The following is a 22,462-nucleotide window of genomic DNA, read 5'->3' as shown; positions in this document are numbered from 1 at the left end:
CGCATGAAAGAGTAGGGAAGATGTTTATGCTTGCCGTTGTGGTCAGCGTGGCGGTGAGTTGTGCGCCGTTACAGCCTTCGGGATGCCATAAAACCTCAGCAATAGGGAGTTGCAGTTCTGGCCGCTGGGACGATCAGGATGAATGGGGGGCTCAGGCGCGGGGGATTAGGGCGGCGATAGAGGATAAAATTGCTGAGCCACAACGCTGGAAGGGCAAAAAATGCAGGCTGCATATGGAATTTGCGCGGGATGGTAGGGCGTTGAAGATATCAACCAGCAAGGGCAACAAAGCGTATTGTGAGGCGGTGAAGTTGGCGGCTCAAAAAGCGAAGTTTCCGGCGTTTAGGAATCCGGAGGTGTATCGGGATTTTCAAAAGGTTGGGTTTGATATGCGGGGGTAGATGCTAATGACTTGGGGGCGCTTTGTGCCAGATGAGTTCGTTACTGACATCAAACTTATTTAAATTACGGTGAGGAGTTCGCAATGTATAATGCTTTTACTCTTCCCAAATGGAATCCTAACATGAATCGTTTGACTGAGATTGGCTTTATCAAGGTAGGATTCTGGCAACTTATAGACGGCAGTCTGAAGTATCATCTCGATGACAGATTCACAGATGTAAGGAACAACCTATATGCGTTTGTTTGTGATGGTGAAGTAAAGTATATAGGTAAAACCACTCGTCTATTACGTAACAGGATGTACCATTATTCACGTCCTGGCCCTTCCCAATCTACGAATATAAAAAATAATGCTAATATTATTGAGATGCTATCTGGCAATGTTGCTGTTGATATCTTAGTACTTCCAGATTCAGGACTGATGCACTACGGACAATTCCACTTGAATCTTGCTGCTGGTCTTGAGGATTCAATCATAAGTGTCATTAGTCCTCAATGGAATGGAATTCAGAGAGCAGTACTGGAGAGTAAGGAAGTGGTATCGACTGAGGCTGAAATCATTACTCATAGCAGTATTAAACTATTCACTTTCAATATGACAGATACGTACTGGCATAGAGGGTTCTTCAATGTGCCGGTAGCAAGTTCTCAAAACTTTGGTAAAGACGGTGAAAATATCAAGATTGTTCTTCGTGATGGCATGTCTTCCATCACTGCAATGATTAACCGAACTGCCAATCAGTCTGGTTCGCCCCGCATTATGGGTGGCATTGAGCTGAGACAGTATTTTCAACTCAACTACACAATTGGTGATGTTGCACCTTTCGAATTGATCACACAAAATATTTTGAAGCTGAAATGAAAAAGTGTTTACTCCTGCTTACGACCGGACCAGTCAGAAAAAATGTGCGATGTGATCTGTTAATAGTCAATCATATTATAAGAAAAGGTTAACAAAGCATATCTTGTAGTAATAAACCGTGAACTTCCTATACTCGCTCAAAGCAGACTATGTGGCACGTCAAGCTGTCCATTGAATGCCAGAAGCGGACATTATGTACATAAAATGGCGTAGCCGCAAAAAAAAGCTTCTTTGATCATTATTCAATATTCAAAGATGTAAATACGTGCTTCTCTGTCGCACATGCCATTTTGTAAATAATTTCCATGTTTTCAAAATTTAGGCTGTAACTTAATTTATCGATGGATACACCTTTGTGAGCGATTTGATGCCTGGCCAATAATACTTTATTTAACAATTGCATGGCCGCTTTATTATTTAAATCTACAAAAACCCAACTCTGTGATATGTTTAATATTCCAAATGAATTTTTATAAAGATTATTTATGTTTTCAGTATTTGGAGTATTGAATTTTTTTAGCAAATCATTGATTCTCCATCTAGCTATCTCAGTCATAGTATTGCTACCATTTTTCTTTTCTAACGCAGAAAAAGCATATTCTACCAAGCTTTTATGGAATTCTTGCCAACCAGCCATCAAGTGAACAACATAAGACTGATATAAATAATTTTTTTTAGAGTTGTTATTCTTAATATCACCGCCCTCAATTGAGCATAACTTATCCAGATCTTTTTCAATTAGTTGGATAATGGCAATGTTTTTTAGTTTTTTTGAAAAAAGCATCGCTGGGGTTTTAGTTAGACGAAGCATAATCTATACCTTAATATAACTGGCTATGTGTTATTGAACTTTATCTGAAAATTCCTTCTTGCTCAACATTCCATAATCTATAGTCTGCTTTTCGCTATTAATAGTCATTCATCGTTTCTCATATGCAACAACCGATGTTGCCAGTTTAGAAATAATCGAACCCCAGAAACACCCAACACCAACCCCCTCCTCAAACGTATTCAGGGGCCCACCACAGCCCCTTATCAAACCTGAAATCAGTAATCTTCACCAATTTCCAGCCGCACTCAATGCACCGTAATATACGGCTCCTTCACAAACTCATTAACCAGCCAGACCAAGTCATGCAGCAGCCCCGCCAGTTCTTTCTCCACACTTGCGGGCAACGTTCCACCCAAAATTGCCTGTACCAAAGCCAGCGCATACTCCACCTGGGGAGCGGTCTCCTGCCAGCAGTCCGGCATACAGGAGGTGAGTGTTTCCCCCTGGATCAACTGGGCGATAAGGTGCGGCGGGAGTTCGGCATCACAGCGTTCACGCAGCTGGCGCAGCGCGTGCAGCAGACCTTCGCAGAGCGCAGTGCGGGATGCTCTGTCGTCAGTTTCGATCAATACACTCACCAGCGCGGCGCAGCGATCGGCGACCTCAAAGAGATCCGCAGCAGCAGAAAGCGGCGTTGTCAGGGAAGCGGGAATAACCTGTTCGTCAGATTGCGGGTAAGGCAGGGTTGGGATAGTAGTCATCATGACATCCTCTCTGTATTAATTGATTTAACCATCCTAAGAGTTCCTACGCTCAAAGGAGGCAGCACTGACGGAGGTAGGAATGCCGCCTACAGAGGAAAACGGCCAGCCTTTCGGCTGCTCCGCCAGTGCCACCGTGATTTTACGGGATATGCACTGTCGCGACATACAAATATCGCTCTGTAGAATACGGGTTCCTACACCCGATTGCGGATGTGCCGCAACGCAGTCACTTTACGAGGCTGATAACGGGAATAAAAGCCTTAACCCTGAATTACATAAGGTTACTTTGAAGTTTGCGAGGAGCTTTCCAGAAAGGCCCTGCCGGGGGCGCTTCGCTTGCCGGGCCTGGAATGCTAACGCTGCTGCTTCTCATGTAAATGATGTTTCCCGCACCTTTAGCACCCACGGCGAAAATACCAGAGCTATCATCGTTACTTATGTCGATGACAGCACCTATAAATGCTATAGCTATTAGGCTGATCGTTTAAAGGTTCTCTTATAAGCGTATTGCTTGCAAACTGTCATTTGCTTATTTACTCATCAATTTTTAGTTCTTATACTCTCAAGGATAACTTAAGCTAAATTGCCAGGGGCGGCTATGAACTATAACAATGACGTTATTAGCTATTTACAAGCAAACAATATTCTCGCGTTAAAACTCGAACGTGCACTAACAGGCGTTAGAGAAATGGTTACCAGGCAGGTTGAAACTATCGGTGCAGGTGCTAAACGTGCACTTTATTACACCTCCTGTTTTACTGATGATTATCAGGATGTTTGTAGAAGCCAAAAGAATGAAGATATTCGTTTTGCAAATGGCGTTGTTCACGTCTTTCAGAACAATGATATTGCTTATGAAATGCTGCGTATTTATTTCGAGCAGATATTTCAGTACAAAACGTCAGAACAGTTGGAGAATATCAAACGTAAGTTAATGGCGGTTAACATTCATATTGCCGCAAATGCTCTTACCAGCGCAGGATTCGCGCTAGGGGTCGCTTACTGTGTCGCTATTGGAATGAACTTACGTCTCGAAATGAGGGCTCGTGTGGGGGATAGGGCCGGAGGGGTTGTTGCCGTTGCGGGTATATATGGCATCGTTCAGAAAGCGGCTGACAGTGCGCAACGTCTGAAATATGTCTATCCAGCCTATTACGCAGCGTTGTACTCACGGGAGCTTGAAATGATGTATTTTCTGGTAGAGCCATTATTTGAACGCGCCGGAGCATTCTCTCATTCAACATCGGATAGCGTTATAGCCGATATCATCACTAAGATGATTAGATAACATGAATAATATTATATACAGGATATTCAGGCGGATATTCAAGTCTTTACTCTCTTACTACGGTCCGTCCATATTAACAATATTATTCGTATTCGTGCTATTACATTTTTTGCCAAACGGTCCTTTATGGCCTATTCCTGTGTTTTTTTTAGTGGTTTTGATTTTTATTAAATGGTAACCCAATCTTTGATTTTTTAGTGAAATAATAAGGACGTTATATGTCTACACCCGCACATTTATGGCTTGAAGATGAAAATGGTTCTCCAGTTGTAGGAGGCTGCATAATGCCGCTACGGTTAGGCTCAATTGAGCTTAAGTCATTCTCTCATGGTGTCACTATCCCGGTGGATCCTAACCTTGGAAAGCTTACCGGGACACGTGTCCATCGTCCCATCACTATAGTAAAAGAGTTCGACCGGACCACGCCTCTTCTTTATCGTGCAGTATGTGAAGGAAGAACGATGAAGAAAGCCACCATTAAGATGTACCGGATCCTCGATACAGGTATAGAGGCTGAGTACTTCAATATTATTCTGGAGAATGTGAAATTTACTACGGTTGCACCCTATCTGGCTCCGAATGGAATAAGTAGCACTCATCTTGAAACGCTGGAGTTACGTTATGAGGCGATCACCTGGAAATACACGGATGGGAATATTATCTACCGTGACTCATGGAATGATCGGTGTTGTGCATAAAGGGAAGAGTAACAGGCTGCACCAGCAGCCTGTTTCCAGTGCTCTCTCGTAATAAAATCTGTTTCTATCTTTCTGCTGATGTTATCGCTTCGCAAAAAAATTCCACTCACGCGTGTTCATCATTCAAATCGAAAATGTCAAACCTGTCATCGTCACTTATGTCGATGACAGCCACACATCCTAGTAAAACCCTTTAATTTCAATACCTTAATATCTGGCCCAATTTATGCATACCTCCGGCAAGCTAACCATCATTCCCGGAGATTAAGGATGAACCGTTTCATCATTGCCGATGCCAGCAAATGCATCGGCTGTCGTACCTGTGAAGTGGCCTGCGTGGTGTCGCACCATGACACCCAGGACTGCGCCTCGCTGACCCCGCAGAACTTCCTGCCGCGCATTCACGTCATCAAAGGCGTCAACGTCTCCACGGCCACCATGTGCCGCCAGTGCGAAGACGCCCCGTGCGCCAGCGTCTGCCCGAACGGGGCGATCACCCGCGATAACGACTTTGTTCACGTCCACCAGGAGCGCTGCATCGGGTGCAAAACCTGCGTGGTCGCCTGCCCGTATGGCGCGATGGAAGTGGTGCTGCGTCCGGTTGTGCGCAGCATCGGTGCCGGGCTGAACGTGATGTCGGAGAAGGCCGAGGCCAACAAGTGCGACCTCTGCTACCACCAGCCGGACGGTCCGGCGTGCATTCAGGCCTGCCCGACCAATGCCATTGTCTGCATCGACAGGCAGAAGCTGGAACAGCTGAGTCTGGAAAAACGTCGCCGCGCGGCGCTCGACAACATGTCTTCGCTGGCGCTGTAAGCGTCAGCATTACTTTTCACTTTTAGCAGGTCTGTTACTGATGAAAAAAATCACCAGCGTCTGCCCGTACTGTGGTGCGGGCTGTAAGTTAAAACTCGTCGTCGATAACAATAAAATCGTTCGTGCTGAGGGCGCGCAGGGCGTCACCAACCAGAATCAGCTGTGCCTGAAGGGCTATTACGGCTGGGATTTTCTCAACGATACCCGGCTGCTGACGCCGCGCCTCACCCAGCCGATGATCCGCTACCAGAAAGGCGGCAAGTTTGTGCCGGTCTCCTGGGACGAGGCCATTCGCTACACCGCCCAACGCCTGAGTGAAATCAAGGCTAACTATGGCCCGCGCGCCATCATGACCACCGGATCGTCCCGCGGCACCGGGAATGAAACCAACTACGTGATGCAGAAGTTTGCCCGCGGGGTGCTCAATACCAACAACGTCGACTGCTGCGCCCGGGTCTGCCACGGCCCGAGCGTGGCCGGACTGCAGGAGACGCTGGGCAACGGGGCGATGAGCAACTCCATCAGCGATATCGAAAACTCAAAATGCCTGCTGATCTTCGGCTACAACTGCGCCGACTCGCACCCGATCGTCGCCCGCCGGGTGATCAAAGCCAAACAGAACGGTGCCCGGGTGATCGTCTGCGATCCGCGCAAAATTGAAACCGCGCGCATTGCCGACCGGCATCTGCAGATCAACAACGGCTGCAACATGGCGCTGGTGAACGCCTTTATTTATACCCTGCTGGACGAGAGCCTCTACAACGCCGACTACGTGGCCCGCTACACCGAAGGGCTGGACGCGCTGCGTGCAACGGTCAGCAATTACGCCCCGGAAAACGTCGAAGGCATTACCGGGGTCAGCGCCCGGCAGATCCGCGAGGCGATGCGCATCTACGCCGCCGCGCCGTCTGCCACCGTGATGTGGGGGATGGGCGTGACCCAGTTCGGGCAGGCGGTGGACGTGGTGAAAGGCCTCTCCACCCTGGCGCTGCTCACCGGCAACCTCGGGCGCGAACATTGCGGCGTCGGCCCGGTGCGCGGGCAGAATAACGTCCAGGGGGCGTGCGACATGGGAGTGATACCCAACCAGTTCCCCGGCTATCAGGACGTCACCGACCCGCAGGTGCGGGAGAAATTCGCCCGGGCGTGGGGCGTCGATCCCGCGCTGATGGATGACCAGGTCGGGGTGCGGATCACCGAAGTGCCGCATCTCGCGCTGGAGGGCAAGGTCAAAGCCTATTACATCATGGGAGAAGATCCGCTTCAGACCGAAGCCGACTTAGGGTTGGTGCGCAAAGGGTTTGACGCGCTGGACTTCGTGGTGGTGCAGGACATCTTTATGACCAAAACCGCCGAGGCGGCGGACGTGCTGCTGCCCGCCACCTCCTGGGGCGAACACGGCGGGGTCTTTACCTGCGCCGACCGCGGCTTCCAGCGCTTTGAAAAAGCCATTGAACCCAAGGGCAACGTCAAGCGCGACTGGGAGATCATCAGCCTGATCGCCACCGCGATGGGCTACCCGATGGCGTACCGCGATAACCAGCAGATCTGGGACGAAATGCGCGAGCTGTGCCCGCTGTTCTACGGCGTGACGTACGACAAAATGGGCGACATGGGGCACATCCAGTGGCCGTGCCCGACCCTCGACCATCCGGGCACGCCGTGGCTCTACGCGGGCAACCGCTTCGACACCCCGAGCGGCAAAGGCCAGCTGTTTGCCGCCCCGTGGCGCAAACCGGCGGAGATGCCGGACGCCGACTATCCGCTGGTGCTCTGCACCGTGCGCGAGGTGGGGCACTACTCCTGCCGTTCGATGACCGGTAACTGTGCCGCATTGCAGACTCTGGCGGATGAGCCGGGCTTTGTGCAGATGCATCCGCAGGATGCGCAGAGGCTCGGGATCCGCGATCGCCAGCTGGTGTGGGTCAGCTCCCGTCGCGGGAAGGTGATCAGCCGCGCTGACGTCAACGAACGCATCAACCAGGGGGCGGTATACATGACCTATCAGTGGTGGATTGGGGCCTGCAACGAGCTGACCCAGGACAACCTCGACCCGGTCTCGAAAACCCCGGAAACCAAATACTGCGCGGTGAAGATCGACCCTATTGCCGATCAACACTGGGCGGAAAATTACGCCCAGACCACCTACAGCGCGATGAAACAACGCCTGCGAGAGGCGGTAGAGAGTTAACGCATGTGTACAAACGGCACGCTGCTGCGCATTCGCGGCAAAGTCCAGGGGGTGGGGTTTCGTCCCTGGGTCTGGCAACTGGCCCGACAGCTGGGGCTGAAGGGCGACGTCTGCAACGACGGGGCAGGGGTGGTGGTGCGCCTCACCGGCGAGTCGCAGGACTTCATCACCCGGCTGGCCGCCGGAGGCCCGCCGCTGGCGCGAATTGACGACATCAGCGAACAGCCGTGGCACTGGGCGCCGCTCCCGCTGGATTTCACCATTCTGCCCAGCCGGCAGGGGCAGATGACCACCCAGGTGGTGCCGGATGCCGCCACCTGCCCGCACTGTCTGGCGGAGATGAACGATCCGCGCGAGCGTCGCTACCGTTATCCCTTTATCAACTGCACCCACTGCGGGCCGCGCTTCACCATTATCCGGGCGATGCCTTACGACCGCCCGGCCACCACCATGGCGGAGTTTGCGCTCTGTCCGGCCTGCGCGGCGGAGTATCGCGATCCGGCTGACCGGCGCTTCCACGCCCAGCCGGTGGCCTGCCCGGACTGCGGGCCGCAGCTGAGCTGGGTGTGCGGCGAGGAGCATAAAGAGAAGGAGAGCGCCTTGCAGGCCGCAGTGGCCGTCCTGAAGCAGGGCGGGATCGTGGCGGTGAAAGGTCTCGGCGGCTTCCATCTGGCCTGCGATGCCCGCAATGAGCAGGCGGTGAACCGGCTGCGCGAGCGCAAGCGGCGTCCGGCGAAACCGCTGGCGGTGATGATCCCGCAGCGATTAGCTGTTGCGCTTCCGGCAGAAGCTCAGGCCCTGCTGCGTTCAACCGCGGCACCCATTGTGCTGGTGGAAAAACACAACCTGGCCTGCTGCGAAGCCATCGCCCCCGGGCTGAACGAGGTGGGGGTGATGCTGGCGGCCAATCCGCTCCAGCACCTGCTGATGCAGGATCTGGACTGCCCGCTGGTGATGACCTCCGGCAACCTTAACGGCTGCCCGCCCGCGCTGACCAACGACCGGGCCAGGCAGGATCTGGACGGCATCGCCGACGGCTGGCTGCTGCACAACCGCGATATCGTTCAGCGCATGGACGACTCGGTGCTGCGTGCCAGCGGCGACATGCTGCGCCGCTCCCGGGGCTTTGTCCCGGACGCGCTGCCGTTGCCGCCCGGCTTTAATAATGTGCCGTCGCTGTTGTGTCTCGGCGCGGATCTGAAAAACACCTTCTGCCTGGTGCGCGGCGGGGAGGCGATCCTGAGCCAGCATCTGGGCGATCTGGACGATGACGACGCCCTGGGCCAGTGGCAGCAGGCCCTTACTGCCCTGCAGGATCTCTGGCAGTTTACCCCCGAGGGCGTGGTGACCGACGCCCATCCCGGCTATCGCTCCACCCGGCTGGGGGAGCAGATGCCGTATCCGCACCATCGGGTGCTGCATCACCACGCCCACGCCGCGGCCTGCCTGGCGGAACACGGCTGGCCGCGCAACGGCGGGGATGTCATCGCCCTGGTGCTTGACGGGCTGGGCCAGGGGGAAAATGGTGCCCTGTGGGGCGGGGAGTGTTTGCGGGTCAACTACCGCAGCTGCGACCGGCTCGGTGGGCTGCCCGCAGTGGCGCTGCCGGGCGGCGACCTCGCAGCGCGTCAGCCGTGGCGCAACCTGCTGGCCCAGTTCCAGGCCTTTGTCCCCGGGTGGCAGACCTTGCCGGAGGCAAGTCACCTGGCCGATAAACCCTGGTCGCCGCTGGCCCAGGCGATCGCCCGCGGGATCAATTCGCCGCTGGCCTCGTCTGCCGGACGGCTGTTTGACGCGGTAGCCGCGGCAACCGGCTGCGCCCCGGCGCAACTCAGCTACGAAGGGGAGGCCGCCTGTCGGCTGGAAGCGCTGGCGCAGCGCAGCGGGCCGATCAGCCACCCGGTCACGCTGCCGATCATCGACGGCGAGCTGGATATGGCCACCTTCTGGCAGCAGTGGCTGGGCTGGCAGGCCGCTGCCGGGGAACGCGCCTGGGCATTTCACGACGCGCTGGCTAACGGGCTGGCGACACTGGCGGCAGAGCATGCCCGCCGCTGTAACCTCGACACCATCGTCTGCAGCGGTGGGGTGATGCATAACCGGCTCCTGCGGGAACGCCTGCAGTTCTGGCTGAGGGATTTTACCGTGCTGGTTCCCGGGCGCTTGCCCGCCGGAGACGGCGCGATTGCATTTGGACAGGCAGTGATTGCTGCTGCGTCTCTTTCTTAAATTGGGATATCACGATGTTTATCAAATACTTCAATAATCAACCCAAAGCCATGGCGCTGATGCTGGCCTTGATCGTCACCAATGTTGTCGCCTGGGGAACCGCGTTTTATCTGTTTCACACCACCCCGTCGCTGATGGCGGCCAGCCTGCTGGCCTGGTGCTACGGCCTGCGTCACGCGGTGGATGCCGACCACATTGCCGCCATTGATAACGTCACCCGCAAGATGATGCAGCAGGGCAAGCGCCCGTGCGGGATAGGGGCCTGGTTCTCGCTGGGCCACTCCACCATCGTGGTGCTGGCCTCGATCGCCATCGCCGCCACCGCCACCGCCTTCAGCCGCAACATGGAGTGGTTCCATGAGACCGGGGGCATGATCGGCACGGCGGTGTCGGCCTTTTTCCTGCTGGCGATGGCGCTGGTCAATCTGGTGATCCTGCGCGACGTCTGGGGCAGCTTTAACAAAATGAAGCGCGGCGAGAAGGTGCCGGAAGAAGTGTCATTTGCCCGCGGCGGGGTGATGAACTGGCTGTTCCGCTCGGCGTTCCGCCTGGTGACCCGCAGCTGGCATATGTATCTGGTGGGCTTTCTGTTTGGTCTCGGGTTTGATACCGCCACCGAGATCGGGGTGCTGGGGATCTCTGCGGCCGGGGCCTCCAGCGGCATGTCGGTGTGGGCGATCATGGTCTTCCCGCTGCTGTTTACCAGCGGCATGGCGCTGATCGACACCCTCGACAACCTGATTATGGTGGGTGCTTACGGCTGGGCCTTCAACAAGCCGCAGCGCAAGCTCTACTACAACATGACCATCACCGGCACCTCAGTGGTGGTAGCCCTGTTTATCGGCGGGCTGGAAGCGCTGGGTCTGCTGGCGGATAAGTTTGGCCTGACGGGCGGGCTGTGGAACGGCGTGGCCGCGCTGAATGACAACCTTGGTAACGCCGGGTTTGTTGTGGTCGGGCTGTTTATCCTCTGCTGGATCGCCTCGCTGATTAACTACCGCTTCAAAGGCTACGACGCGCTGGTCGTCCGCTAACGTCATCGCTGCCCGTTCGTCATGACATTTATGACGAACGGCTTTCTCTTCGCAAAACCTCTCCCGCATTTTTCCAGTATTTCAGCCACTTAACCTCAAAATGCAGGCTGGCACACTTCATGCATACCGCTGAGGACATATTACTAACGGAGTAACTACCGATGAAGAAAGTCGTCACGGTTTGCCCCTATTGCGCATCGGGTTGCAAAATCAACCTGGTGGTCGATAACGGCAAAGTCGTCAAGGCTGAAGCGGCACAGGGTAAGACCAATCAGGGCGATCTCTGCCTGAAAGGTTATTACGGCTGGGATTTTATCAACGATACGCAGATCCTGACCCCGCGCCTGAAATCACCGATGATCCGTCGCGAGCGCGGCGGCAAGCTGGAGGCCGTCTCCTGGGACGAGGCGCTGGATTACGTTGCCACTAAACTCAGCGCCATCAAAGCGGCACACGGCCCGGATGCGATCATGACCACCGGGTCATCCCGCGGCACCGGAAACGAAACCAACTACATCATGCAAAAATTTGCCCGCGCGGCAGTCGGCACTAATAACGTCGACTGCTGCGCGCGCGTCTGACACGGCCCATCGGTTGCAGGTCTGCACCAGTCGGTCGGTAACGGCGCAATGAGTAACTCTATTGTTGGCATCGAGAATGCCGATATGGTCTTTATTTTCGGCTATAACCCGGCGGATTCGCACCCTATCGTGGCGAACCGGGTGATCAAAGCCAAACGCAAAGGGGCGAAGATTATCGTCTGCGATCCGCGCAAAATCGAAACCGCGCGCATTGCCGATATGCATATCGCTTTGAAAAACGGCTCCAACATCGCGCTGCTTAATGCGATGGGGCACGTGATTATCGAAGAACAGCTGTACGACCGCGCCTTTGTGGCGGCCCGTACCGAAGGCTTCGAAGAGTATCGCAAAATTGTCGAAGGCTATACGCCGGAGTCCGTGGAAGCGATCACCGGGGTGAGCGCCCAGGAGATCCGTCAGGCGGCACGGATGTATGCCGCAGCGGAAAACGCCGCCATTCTGTGGGGCATGGGCGTGACCCAGTTCTACCAGGGCGTGGAAACCGTGCGTTCCCTGACCAGCCTGGCGCTGCTGACCGGCAATCTCGGCAAGCCGTACGCGGGGGTTAACCCGGTGCGCGGTCAGAATAACGTTCAGGGCGCGTGCGACATGGGTGCGCTGCCGGATACCTATCCGGGCTATCAGTACATCAACAACCCGGAGAACCGGGCGAAATTCGCCAAAGCCTGGGGCGTGGACGCTCTGCCTGCCCATACCGGGTATCGCATCAGCGAACTGCCGCACCGGGTTGCGCATGGCGAAGTTCGTGCTGCCTACATCATGGGGGAAGATCCGCTCCAGACGGATGCTGAGCTGTCCGCCGTGCGTAAGGCCTTTGAAGAGCTGGAACTGGTTATTGTCCAGGATATCTTTATGACCAAGACCGCGGCTGCCGCTGATGTGATCCTGCCGTCCACCTCATGGGGTGAGCACGAAGGGGTCTACACCGCCGCCGACCGCGGTTTCCAGCGCTTCTTCAAAGCGGTCGAGCCGAAGTGGGACCTGAAAACCGACTGGCAGATCATCAGCGAGATCGCCACCCGGATGGGCTATCCAATGCACTATGACAACACCCAGCAGATCTGGGATGAACTGCGTCATCTGTGCCCGGATTTCTTCGGTGCCACCTACGAGAAGATGGGCGAGCTGGGCTATATCCAGTGGCCGTGCCGGGACGAGTCAGAGGCCGATCAGGGGACGGATTACCTGTTCGAGAAAGCGTTCTCCACCCCGAACGGGCTGGGGCAGCTCTATACCTGCGACTGGGTTGCGCCGATCGACAAGCTCACCGACGAGTACCCGCTGGTACTGTCGACGGTGCGTGAAGTCGGCCACTACTCGTGCCGCTCGATGACCGGTAACTGTGCGGCGCTGGCCGCGCTGGCGGATGAACCGGGTTATGCGCAGGTCAATACCGCCGACGCGAAGCGCCTCGGTATTGAAGACGAAGCCCTGGTCTGGGTCACGTCGCGCAAAGGTAAAGTCATCACCCGCGCCCAGGTGAGCGATCGCCCGAACATGGGTGCGGTGTACATGACCTACCAGTGGTGGATTGGTGCCTGTAACGAGCTGGTGACCGAGAACCTCAGCCCGATTACCAAAACGCCGGAGTATAAGTATTGCGCCGTGCGTGTGGAGCCGATTGCCGACCAGCAGAGGGCGGAACAGTATGTGATTGATGAATATCACAAGCTGAAAAAGCACCTGCGGGAACTGGCAAAAGGGTAAGCGCAGCGCCACCCGGCATAAAGGCGAGCGTTATCATACACAGCAGCCCTCAGGGGCTGCTTTTTTTTGCGCTCATACTTTATTTGGGAATATATTCCTTCGATCGGAAAAGCTTAAAATTAAAAGGGCAGGCGACACATCAGCCATTCAGCCATCCGGGTGTTTACATGGGTAAAATAAATAATATAAACATTGCGCAGTTAATTTATCTATGTCTTAATAGCGCCATCGGTTTGGAAAACAGACCTTACGAAAGCAGTTTTAGTAAAGCAGTCCTCAGTTCAAGTGTTATCCAAAGATACCCTTCTTCATGAGTCTCCTCCTAAGTGCCAGGTAAGTAACTCTCGCAATACAGGCCATCATCGCCGCGGTTAAGTGGCTCATCATTAAGGAATTATCTATGTCTAATAAAATGACTGGTTTAGTAAAATGGTTTAACGCAGATAAAGGTTTCGGCTTTATCACCCCTGATGACGGCAGCAAAGATGTCTTCGTACACTTCTCTGCTATCCAGAGCGACAGCTTCAAAACGCTGGAAGAAGGCCAGAAAGTCTCTTTCACCATTGAAAATGGCGCGAAAGGTCCTGCTGCCGGAAACGTCACAGTCCTGTAATCTGCGTTAATTATCAGTAGTTATTACGATAGCGATGAAGGTAATAGCCTGAGCAGTTAATCTCCGCTGATAATAAAATAAACCCGCCTTGTGCGGGTTTTTTATTTTCTTCATGTGCTGACTATTGTGCCTGCCGCTTTTTCATTTTGTACATCTCTTTATCAGCCAATAAGATGCTGGTTTTGAGGTCCCGGTTAAACCTGCTCACCCCATATGAAATGGTGCTGGTTATCACGTCGTCATTCACCCCAATCGACCGCCGGGCAATCTCTTCAGCGATTCGCTCCATCACCAGCAGCGCATCGCTTTTCTGTTCGGTTTTGATAATGATCAGAAACTCATCCCCGCCATAACGAATGGCGATATCTTCTTTACGGATCGTCTGTTTAATCACGTCGGCGACCATCTGTAGCACTTTGTCGCCAACGGCATGACCGTACCTGTCATTAACGATTTTGAATTTATTACAGTCAACCAGCGCAAAAAAGCGTCTTTCAAGGGTGGCGGGCTTCAGTTCAGATTCGATTTTCCGGCTGTACAGACCGGTTAAGTGGTCGATTAACGTGTGTCGTGCAACACGCGTCAGATAGCGTGATGTCAGTTTCACCATCAGCATAAACAGCAGCAGGGTGACCGGGATAAGCAGCTTAAACATCACGCTGTGATAAACAGACCCGAACATGTCGATATGGGTTATCACCTTAAACTGCGATGACAGCCCTGATTCCACGTTAGTCTGGAAATGATGATCGATATCGCAGCCAAAAATGCACAATTCATTCAGGCTACCCGTCTCACGCAGCGTGATCCTCACCCATTTATTATGGCGGAACAGGGTATTCGCCAGGCCGTGAAGCTCTTCAAGATTGTGATCGTAGAGCAGGTAGGCGACCGGCACATTGCTACTGTTCAGGTCATAGATAAAACTCACCACGCTGTAGGCGTTGGATTTAGTGATCATGTCGTGATAAATGGGGGTCGCGACTGTGCCCTTTTGCGTCAGTTTATGAGTCAGTTTGCGCTTATAGTAATCCGGCATGGTGGGAATATAGAATTGAAGATTATTGAACATGATTGAATCTTCAATGGCAAAATTGTCTGTATCGATGCGACTAAAAAAATAGAACATTTTTTGCCGTGTGGAAATGATATAGCGAAACCCCTCTTTAGTGGAAAGATCGCTTTTCGCAATATTATCCCGCACAAAAATCGCCGACGAGAGCAGGCATCGCTCATTTAAAGTGGGCTGGGTATTCATGAACAGGCTGCCATGATCCCCGGCGGCGCTGGTTTTCTGCCAGTGCCACTGGTCATTATCCTGTACCAGCGCCGGGATTTTACACCCGCCATTTTGCAGGGAGGTGGTATATTTGGTCGTAATCGCATCGGCTATATTTTCATTTTCATCAAAAATGTTCAGCAGTTTAGCCCGCACCTCATTGGTCAGCTTGATGGCTTCATTCTTTTGATGGAGGGAAATAAACGCCATCATGATCGCTAAAAATATTACGCAGACTGCTGCGGAGATCGAATAGACTTTGCTGGCGATTTTCTTTCTGGAAAAGAGATACATAACCATTTACTCCGGATAATCTTCACTGGATGCTGCTTTTTCTTTCATAATGCACGCCAGCGGCAGCGGTTTCGCGATGTGATATCCCTGGAGATAATCAACGCCAAGCTGCGATAACAACACCTTGTGTTCCTGCGTCTCCACATACTCAGCCACGACAGACATCCCCCTGGCCCGGGCAATATCAATGATTGACTTCACAATCAGCTGATCCACTCTGTTACTGATAATCTCTCTGATAAACATCCCGTCAATTTTAACGATATCGGCATCAAGATTTTTCAGCCTTTCATAGTTAGCATACCCGGTACCAAAATCATCAATAGCAATTTCAAAGCCATAATGACGTAAGCTGTTAATATTATTGATGACATTTCTTTCATTTAAGAACAACTGTTCTTCCGTCACTTCAAATACAATGTTGTCCGGTTTTTTATTCTTTTTCTCGAACATGAAGATAATTCTTTCCGCCGTATTTTCATCCGCCAGTGTTTCCGGCGTGATATTCAGTGAAAAACGGATGTGCTGGCACGTAAGCACATTTTGATGATAAAAATCGATAAAGGCCTCCAGCACCTTGAAGTCGAGCAGTCCGCACAGACCAAACTCCGTAATCGTCGGAATAAATTTATCCGGCGTCACGATCTTCCCGTCGAGTTTCATCCTGCAGAGGATCTCATAATATTGGGTGTCGCAATGAGTATGTTCTATTTTTTGTGCATACAGCACGAGGTCGTTATGAAGCAAGGCGTGCTTCAGTTTTTGCAACAACACGATATCCAGCGTCATATGTTGCTCAATGAAATGGAGGTTTTTATCCAGCGCACTAATGTGATCCTGGCCTTTGGTTGTCGCCAGATAATCAAGCTCAGAGATAGACTTACTTAAATCTACCTGCGCGTTAAAGGTCATCCAGGAGAGGCCGAACGCCACGTCCACGTCGCTCACTCTGGTAGAGGATTTTGCCTGATTCAGTTTCTTCAGCAGCCCCTGCATGACGCTGCGGCCCTCTTTCTCGGGCAGAACAACCAACAAATCGCCATACGGAACGGAATAGACGCTGCATTTTTTGGGCAGGAATTTTTTCAGTAGATAATAAACGGCGACCTTGGCGTTAACCCGGAAGGTAAAGCCAAGATGCTTATCAAGATTATCGGCAGAAAATATTTTTACGTAACAGAGCATAGCTGGATGGGTAAGCTGCTGCAGATCTTTATTCAACAGCATCATGTTCGGCAGCATGGTCAGCGGCTCCCTGAGGGCGGCGCTGGTTATTTTTACGTTCGCCTCCTTCAGGTTTCGCTTCATCGTCGCGAGATAGGCATTAGCGATAGTGAACACGATAAAAAAGGCGGAGAAAGAGGTTAAGAGCTGACCCTTTTCGACAGTTTTAATAAACTGAGGATTCCCGGTGATAAGTATAAAGATGGCAAGCGGCCATGTCAGCGAGATGATCGCCGCGCTAAAATTAATGACGCCGTACACAAAAGCCAGAAATACCAGCGGAATAGCATAGCTGGAGATAACCGGGTACTGGCTGACGCTCGTATAGGTACAAATCAGCACGCTAATAACGAGCATCCAGACGATTAATGCATTTCGATTGCTGGCATCCAGAATATTCTTTGTGCAGAACTTACGGGTGTAATTCCATGAGGTCAATAATCGTAATAAATAGTACAAACCGGAGCTAAAGACCACGGCGGGCATCATCAGGCTTTGCAGATTAAGGATCAATAGACGAATTTCGCTGGCGGAAAAGTAGTATTGAAAATCGTCCGGGATGAGGGTTAGCGCGCCAACAATATACATTGCCGCCTGGGCGAGAATAGGATAAATAAAACCATAACACCACAGCCGGGAAAAAATGCCCGTACTGCTGGTGATATCTATTCTGGCATAGCGCCCCAGTCTTTTATGTAATATAAACTGGGCAACCGCAAGGGGGATCATCAGGCTGAGCGTCACCGCCCAGGTTTGGGTGGCATTGAGGAGCAATTCCCGGTGCAAGGACCAATATGTTGCCAGCGTTAGCGCGGGCAACACGCTGGCACCATAAATACCTACCAGTGCGATAAAAAGACTGATGGGCAGATACGCCACGTAAATAACAGTATGATCTATCGCCACGCGCGGTGAAAATTCTCGCAACACAGGCAGAAAAAGCAATACCGTAATAAATGTGATCACTGTGTGAAGAACTTTACTGCTTTTGTATAAATTATAGTGAGACTTTATAGATTCAATAATTTTCATAAAATGTTCGTTACAGATTAGAGTTACCCTGAAGCAATGTGCGGCATCCCTTCTGGTTCGATAACATGCATATCATATGCAGATTAATCTTAACGCAAATTTGTTTTTTATGAAAATGATTGCCCTGGTTTTCCGCTATTCGCTTTCGAATAAAGATATAGTCCTTATAAATTGAAAGCGTGCAAAGCGATATTTCCAAAAATATAACCCCGCCAGCCTTCATTTTCCGACGACAAACCACCGACCGATGGGATTAATGAAATTGTCTCATTTTTCTATTCTGATAATGGCTATTAACACGTCGTTTTATTCTGTTAACAATAGTTCAAATAAATTCCCCGGTACCGGATCCACCGTTTCATTCACAACAGGAGAGTACGATGATCCGTTTCACCTCTGTAGCTGCATCACTGTTGTTATTCGCGGGCATGTCTGCACATGGCGAAACCGCCACTTCAGCTCAAATGACACTGTCAGAAACAGGCAGCCGTACAACTATTGCCGAACCCGCTGAGCACTTTACCGGGCGTGCTTACATTGACCCTCTTTTCTCCGCTGTCGCACCGCAAAGGACGGGAGGAGCGTATGTCACCTTCGTACCCGGGGCGCGTTCCGACTGGCATACCCATCCCCTCGGGCAAACGCTGGTCGTTACCTCGGGCACGGGCTGGGTTCAGCAGTGGGGCGGGGAGCGAAAAACTATCCACGCAGGGGATGTTATTCAATGCCCGCCCGGGGTTAAACACTGGCACGGCGCCACAGATAAAACCACGATGGTGCATCTCGCCATTCAAGAATCGAATGAGAAAGGTGAAAACGTAAACTGGCTTGAAAAAGTCACGGATGAACAGTATCTGCAGGCAGGAGCACATGAATGATTAAGAAGTCAGTGCTGGTCACGGTTTCTCTATTATTGATGAGCGGATGCGTTTCCCAGACCACGCAAAACAGGAGTTCGAAAATGATATCAGAAGATGCGCAGGGCGCAGTGGCGGAAGTCGCGCCCGCAATGGCGGCCTATTCCGAACGCTTTATTAAAAAGGATCTCTGGAACCGCCCGGAACTGTCGCATCGCGACCGCAGTCTGGTGACGGTTGCGGCGCTTATCAGTCGTAACGATACCGCCGAGCTTCCTCATTACCTTAACGTGGCGCTGGACAGTGGGGTCACGCCAACTGAGATCTCTGAGACCATTACCCATCTGGCATTTTACGCCGGTTGGCCAAATGCCACCTCTGCGGCACTGGTCGCGCGTCACGTATTTGCTCAGCGCCATATTGCTGCGGCGTCATTGCCAGATGAAAAGGTGGTTTTGCTGCCTCTGGATCAAGAGAAAGAGACCCAACGCGCCACGCTGGTGGAATCAAACTTTGGCAAGGTTGCGCCAGGTGTCGTGAAGTACACCACAGAGGCGCTCTTTCTCGACCTGTGGCTGAGGCCAGGCCTGGCGCCCCGGGACAGAAGTCTGGTGACCGTCAGCGCCCTGGTGACCGCCGGGCAGGTGGCGCAGGTGCCTTATCATCTCAATCGCGCGATGGATAATGGTTTGACCCAGACTCAGGCCTCAGAGGTGCTGACCCAGCTCGCGTTTGTTGCCGGCTGGCCAAATATCTTCTCAGCATTGCCGGTGTTTAAAGAGGTGTTTGCCGGCAGAAACCCTGCCTGAGAAGGGAACAGCACCAATAAACCAGGCCCCAGTGCGGGGCCTGTTTTTTCAGGGATGCTTGTAATGGCGTAGCGCGTCCACCACCAGCTGGAACGCTTTCGACAGATTGCGATTTTCCGGGTAGTAGATGTAATACCCCTCCCAGTAGGGACACCAGTCTTCGAGCACGCTAATCAGTTCCCCGCGGGCGATGTGCTTTTCGGCGATATCCCGCGGAACATGCGCCAGTCCATACCCTTCCACAGCCGCCTGGAGATTCTGGTAAATACGGCTGAATACCAGCTGACCGCTGACTTTGACATTCAGGCATTTTTCCTCTTTCTCGAACTCCCAGACGTACAGGTTACCGTGGGTGGGAAAGCGCAGATTGATGCAATTGTGATCGATGAGGTCGTGAGGATGCTGCGGGTAAGGGTTGCGGGAAAAATAGTCCGGCGAGCCGACGACGGCAAAGCGCACATCCGGGCCAATGCGCACCGAAATCATGCCGTTGGAAATTTGCTCTCCCAGGCGGGTTCCGGCATCGAACCGGCCAGAAACGATATCCGTCAGGGCATAGTCATCAATCAGCTCGAGATTAATATCCGGGTAGTCCCTGAGCAGCGGTTCAAGTTTCGGCCAGATGACCGAGCTGATGGCATAATCCGAGGTGGAGATGCGCACGGTGCCGGCGGCTTTGCTGTTGAGATCCTTCAGCGACTGTAACCGTCCCTGGATGCCATCGATGTAAGGACCCAGATCGTCCAGCATGGATTGGCCGATATCGGTTAACGCTATGCTGCGGGTGGTACGCGTCAGGAGCTTCATCCCCAGACGGGATTCCAGGGTTCGCATGCTGTGACTGAGGGCGGACTGTGAAATGCCTAACTGGGCCGCCGCTTTGGTAAAACTCTTTTCCCGTGCGACAACGATAAACGTCATCAAATCATTCAGGTTTTCCCGCGCCACGCTCTGCCCCTTACTGCCGAAAAAATGAAACGCCAGTGTAGCGCAACGTCAAACGGAAGTGATTCATGAATTATTTGCATAAGTCATATCAGGTTCCACCGCCTAATCACGGTCGTCTTTTCATTTTAGAATGGACGTTTGACAGTCCAGAGGAGCGCAAGCGTGGAATATGCAGAATTAAGCAACAGCCTGAAAATGCCGATGGCCGGTTTTGGTGTTTTTCAAGTCACGGACAAAGAAGAGTGTAAACAGTCCGTGTTGAGCGCGATCCGTGCAGGCTACCGTCTGATCGATACCGCTGCGGTCTATGGCAATGAAGATGCCGTGGGCGACGCCGTGCGTGAAGCCATTGCCGAAGGTCTGTGCACCCGCGAGGAATTGTTCATCACCTCAAAACTGTGGGTACAGGACATGGCCAGCTACGAGACCGCCAGAGCCGGTATCGAGGCGTCGTTAGAAAAATCGGGACTAGAGTATTTTGACCTCTACTTACTGCATCAGGCCATGCGGGACTACTTCAGCGCATGGCGGGCGATGGAAGCGGCCTATGAAGCCGGTAAACTGAAAGCGATTGGGGTGTCCAATTTTTATGCCCATGTATTAGCCAACTTCTGTGAAACCGTCCGAATCAGGCCGATGGTCAATCAGGTCGAACTGCATCCGTACTTTGCCCAGCCTGCCGCCCTCGACACCATGCGCTATTACAACGTGCAGCCTGAAGCCTGGGCCCCGTTGGGCGGCGGGCGACACAAGCCGTATGACAATGAGATGCTGCAGGGCATTGCCGACGCCCATAACAAAACCATTGCTCAGGTGGTCCTGCGCTGGAACGTCCAGCGCGGCGTGACGGTGATTCCAAAATCGACCCATCAGGAGCGCATTGAAGAGAATTTTGCCATCTGGGATTTCTCCCTGACGGAGAGCGAAATGGCCCAGATCGACGCCCTCGACCTGGGTTACGTCGGGGAGTCCGTGAAGCATTTTAATCCCGACTTTGTTCGCGGTTGCCTGGGCGTCAAAATTCACGACTGAGCCGTTGCGCCCCTGTTTCACCCCTTGTCGGGGTGAAACCCTCAGAAATTCCAGTCCTCATCCTCGGTCTCGACCGCTTTACCCATCACGTATGACGAGCCCGATCCGGAGAAGAAATCGTGATTTTCGTCGGCGTTCGGTGACAGCGCGGCGAGGATCGCCGGGTTCACCTCGGCCATCTCCGGCGGGAACAGCGCCTCGTAGCCGAGGTTCATCAGCGCCTTGTTGGCGTTGTAGCAGAGGAAGGCCTTCACATCCTCCTCCCAGCCGGTTCCGGCGTACAACTCCTCGGTATAGGCCAGCTCGTTGTCATACAGATCCATCAGCAGATCCAGCGCAAAGCCTTTTAACGCCTCCCGCTCCGCCTCGCTGACCTTCTCCAGCCCTTTCTGGTACTTATAGCCGATGTAATACCCGTGTACCGCCTCGTCGCGGATGATGAGGCGGATCAGATCCGCGGTGTTGGTCAGCTTGCCCCGGCTCGACCAGTACATCGGCAGCCAGAAGCCGGAGTAAAACAGGAACGACTCCAGAAACACGCTGGCGATCTTCTTCTTTAACGGCTCGTCGGCGCGATACTGTTCCAGTACTCGCTGGGCTTTACGTTGCAACGCGTCGCTCTCTTCGCTCCAGCGGTAGGCGGCATCTACGTCTTTGGTCTGACAGAGCGTCGAGAAAATCGAGCTGTAGGAGCGGGCATGAACCGCCTCCATAAAGCTGATGTTCGACATCACCGCCTCTTCATGCGGGGTCAGCGCATCGGCAATCAGCCCCGGCGCGCCCACCGTGTTCTGCACCGTGTCGAGCAGGGTCAGGCCGGTAAAGACGCGAATGGTGAGCTGCTGCTCGGCGTGGCTCAGGGTGGCCCAGGCCTGGACGTCATTCGACAGGGGCACCTTTTCCGGCAGCCAGAAGTTGCTGGTCAGGCGGTTCCACACCTCCAGATCCTTATCGTCTTCAATCTTGTTCCAGTTAACGGCCTGTACCCGTGACAGTTTCATCCTCTCTC

At 53.0% G+C, this 22,462-nt stretch carries 20 protein-coding genes; 13 read left to right on the top strand and 7 right to left on the bottom strand.

The genetic code is table 11. From position 1 onward, the window contains the following. Positions 1–20 precede the first annotated feature (20 nt). Positions 21–401, top strand: a complete 381-nt coding sequence (locus tag SOM40_RS18390) for a cell envelope integrity TolA C-terminal domain-containing protein (protein WP_320530519.1) — start codon at positions 21–23, stop codon at positions 399–401. An 83-nt stretch (positions 402–484) separates the two neighbouring features. Further along, the gene (locus SOM40_RS18385; protein WP_320530518.1) at positions 485–1,264 is read left to right on the top strand and encodes a GIY-YIG nuclease family protein; all 780 of its coding nucleotides are present in this window, start codon (positions 485–487) and stop codon (positions 1,262–1,264) included. A 238-nt stretch (positions 1,265–1,502) separates the two neighbouring features. Here SOM40_RS18385 and SOM40_RS18380 read toward each other — a convergent pair whose 3' ends face one another. The 3 genes from SOM40_RS18380 to SOM40_RS18370 form a co-directional block, all read right to left on the bottom strand. Continuing rightward, positions 1,503–2,075, bottom strand: a complete 573-nt coding sequence (locus SOM40_RS18380) for a HEPN domain-containing protein (RefSeq protein ID WP_320530517.1) — start codon at positions 2,073–2,075, stop codon at positions 1,503–1,505. Positions 2,076–2,341: 266 nt separating this feature from the next. Further along, positions 2,342–2,797 carry a hypothetical protein gene (locus tag SOM40_RS18375; RefSeq protein WP_320530582.1) on the bottom strand — a complete coding sequence of 152 codons (456 nt, stop codon included), beginning with the start codon at positions 2,795–2,797 and terminating at the stop codon, positions 2,342–2,344. 36 nt (positions 2,798–2,833) lie between these two features. Next, positions 2,834–2,965, bottom strand: a complete 132-nt coding sequence (locus SOM40_RS18370; RefSeq protein WP_414672284.1) for an ash family protein — start codon at positions 2,963–2,965, stop codon at positions 2,834–2,836. A gap of 433 nt (positions 2,966–3,398) precedes the next feature. Between SOM40_RS18370 and SOM40_RS18365 the strand changes: the two genes are divergently transcribed. From SOM40_RS18365 to cspE, 8 genes are all read left to right on the top strand, one after another. Then, positions 3,399–4,088 (top strand): hypothetical protein, encoded by a 690-nt coding sequence (locus tag SOM40_RS18365; RefSeq protein WP_320530516.1) that lies wholly within the window; start codon positions 3,399–3,401, stop codon positions 4,086–4,088. Positions 4,089–4,306: 218 nt separating this feature from the next. Beyond that, on the top strand, positions 4,307–4,786 hold the full coding sequence (locus SOM40_RS18360; RefSeq protein WP_320530515.1) for an Hcp family type VI secretion system effector: 480 nt from the start codon (positions 4,307–4,309) through the stop codon (positions 4,784–4,786). A 270-nt stretch (positions 4,787–5,056) separates the two neighbouring features. Next, positions 5,057–5,602 (top strand): electron transport protein HydN, encoded by a 546-nt coding sequence (hydN, locus tag SOM40_RS18355; RefSeq protein ID WP_106994900.1) that lies wholly within the window; start codon positions 5,057–5,059, stop codon positions 5,600–5,602. A gap of 40 nt (positions 5,603–5,642) precedes the next feature. Continuing rightward, positions 5,643–7,793 (top strand): formate dehydrogenase subunit alpha, encoded by a 2,151-nt coding sequence (gene fdhF / locus SOM40_RS18350; protein ID WP_320530514.1) that lies wholly within the window; start codon positions 5,643–5,645, stop codon positions 7,791–7,793. A gap of 3 nt (positions 7,794–7,796) precedes the next feature. Continuing rightward, positions 7,797–10,022, top strand: coding sequence for a carbamoyltransferase HypF (hypF, locus tag SOM40_RS18345; RefSeq protein WP_320530513.1), 2,226 nt, complete (start codon positions 7,797–7,799; stop codon positions 10,020–10,022). 14 nt (positions 10,023–10,036) lie between these two features. Beyond that, positions 10,037–11,056, top strand: a complete 1,020-nt coding sequence (locus SOM40_RS18340) for a HoxN/HupN/NixA family nickel/cobalt transporter (protein ID WP_320530512.1) — start codon at positions 10,037–10,039, stop codon at positions 11,054–11,056. 161 nt (positions 11,057–11,217) lie between these two features. Beyond that, positions 11,218–13,365 carry a formate dehydrogenase subunit alpha gene (gene fdhF, locus SOM40_RS18335; protein ID WP_320530511.1) on the top strand — a complete coding sequence of 716 codons (2,148 nt, stop codon included), beginning with the start codon at positions 11,218–11,220 and terminating at the stop codon, positions 13,363–13,365. A 400-nt stretch (positions 13,366–13,765) separates the two neighbouring features. Beyond that, positions 13,766–13,978 carry a transcription antiterminator/RNA stability regulator CspE gene (gene cspE / locus SOM40_RS18330; RefSeq protein WP_106994905.1) on the top strand — a complete coding sequence of 71 codons (213 nt, stop codon included), beginning with the start codon at positions 13,766–13,768 and terminating at the stop codon, positions 13,976–13,978. 121 nt (positions 13,979–14,099) lie between these two features. On the opposite strand, the gene SOM40_RS18325 is transcribed toward cspE, so the two are convergent. Further along, on the bottom strand, positions 14,100–15,551 hold the full coding sequence (locus SOM40_RS18325; RefSeq protein ID WP_320530510.1) for a GGDEF domain-containing protein: 1,452 nt from the start codon (positions 15,549–15,551) through the stop codon (positions 14,100–14,102). Between the two features lie 6 nt (positions 15,552–15,557). Continuing rightward, positions 15,558–17,807 carry a sensor domain-containing phosphodiesterase gene (locus SOM40_RS18320; protein ID WP_320530509.1) on the bottom strand — a complete coding sequence of 750 codons (2,250 nt, stop codon included), beginning with the start codon at positions 17,805–17,807 and terminating at the stop codon, positions 15,558–15,560. A gap of 383 nt (positions 17,808–18,190) precedes the next feature. On the opposite strand from SOM40_RS18320, the gene SOM40_RS18315 reads away from it, so the two are divergent. Both SOM40_RS18315 and SOM40_RS18310 read left to right on the top strand, forming a co-directional pair. Next, positions 18,191–18,685, top strand: coding sequence for a (R)-mandelonitrile lyase (locus SOM40_RS18315; RefSeq protein ID WP_370635155.1), 495 nt, complete (start codon positions 18,191–18,193; stop codon positions 18,683–18,685). Continuing rightward, the gene (locus tag SOM40_RS18310; RefSeq protein WP_414672283.1) at positions 18,682–19,473 is read left to right on the top strand and encodes a carboxymuconolactone decarboxylase family protein; all 792 of its coding nucleotides are present in this window, start codon (positions 18,682–18,684) and stop codon (positions 19,471–19,473) included. The genes SOM40_RS18315 and SOM40_RS18310 overlap by 4 nt, the downstream gene beginning before the upstream one ends. 48 nt (positions 19,474–19,521) lie before the next feature. Here SOM40_RS18310 and SOM40_RS18305 read toward each other — a convergent pair whose 3' ends face one another. Beyond that, entirely contained in the window at positions 19,522–20,421 is a 900-nt protein-coding gene (locus SOM40_RS18305) for a LysR family transcriptional regulator (RefSeq protein WP_106994910.1), read from the bottom strand. 162 nt (positions 20,422–20,583) lie between these two features. Between SOM40_RS18305 and SOM40_RS18300 the strand changes: the two genes are divergently transcribed. Then, positions 20,584–21,453, top strand: a complete 870-nt coding sequence (locus SOM40_RS18300; RefSeq protein WP_320530507.1) for an aldo/keto reductase — start codon at positions 20,584–20,586, stop codon at positions 21,451–21,453. Between the two features lie 41 nt (positions 21,454–21,494). Here SOM40_RS18300 and nrdF read toward each other — a convergent pair whose 3' ends face one another. Continuing rightward, positions 21,495–22,454: a class 1b ribonucleoside-diphosphate reductase subunit beta gene (gene nrdF / locus SOM40_RS18295; RefSeq protein WP_262672595.1), complete on the bottom strand. Its 960-nt coding sequence runs from the start codon at positions 22,452–22,454 to the stop codon at positions 21,495–21,497. Positions 22,455–22,462 lie beyond the last annotated feature (8 nt).

It is taken from the genome of Leclercia sp. CFBP8987, from assembly GCF_034044995.2.
Taxonomy (GTDB): Bacteria; Pseudomonadota; Gammaproteobacteria; order Enterobacterales; family Enterobacteriaceae; genus Enterobacter; species Enterobacter tamurae.
Note: the sequence above shows the minus strand (reverse complement) of the source record. Positions and strands in the feature narration are given on the sequence as shown.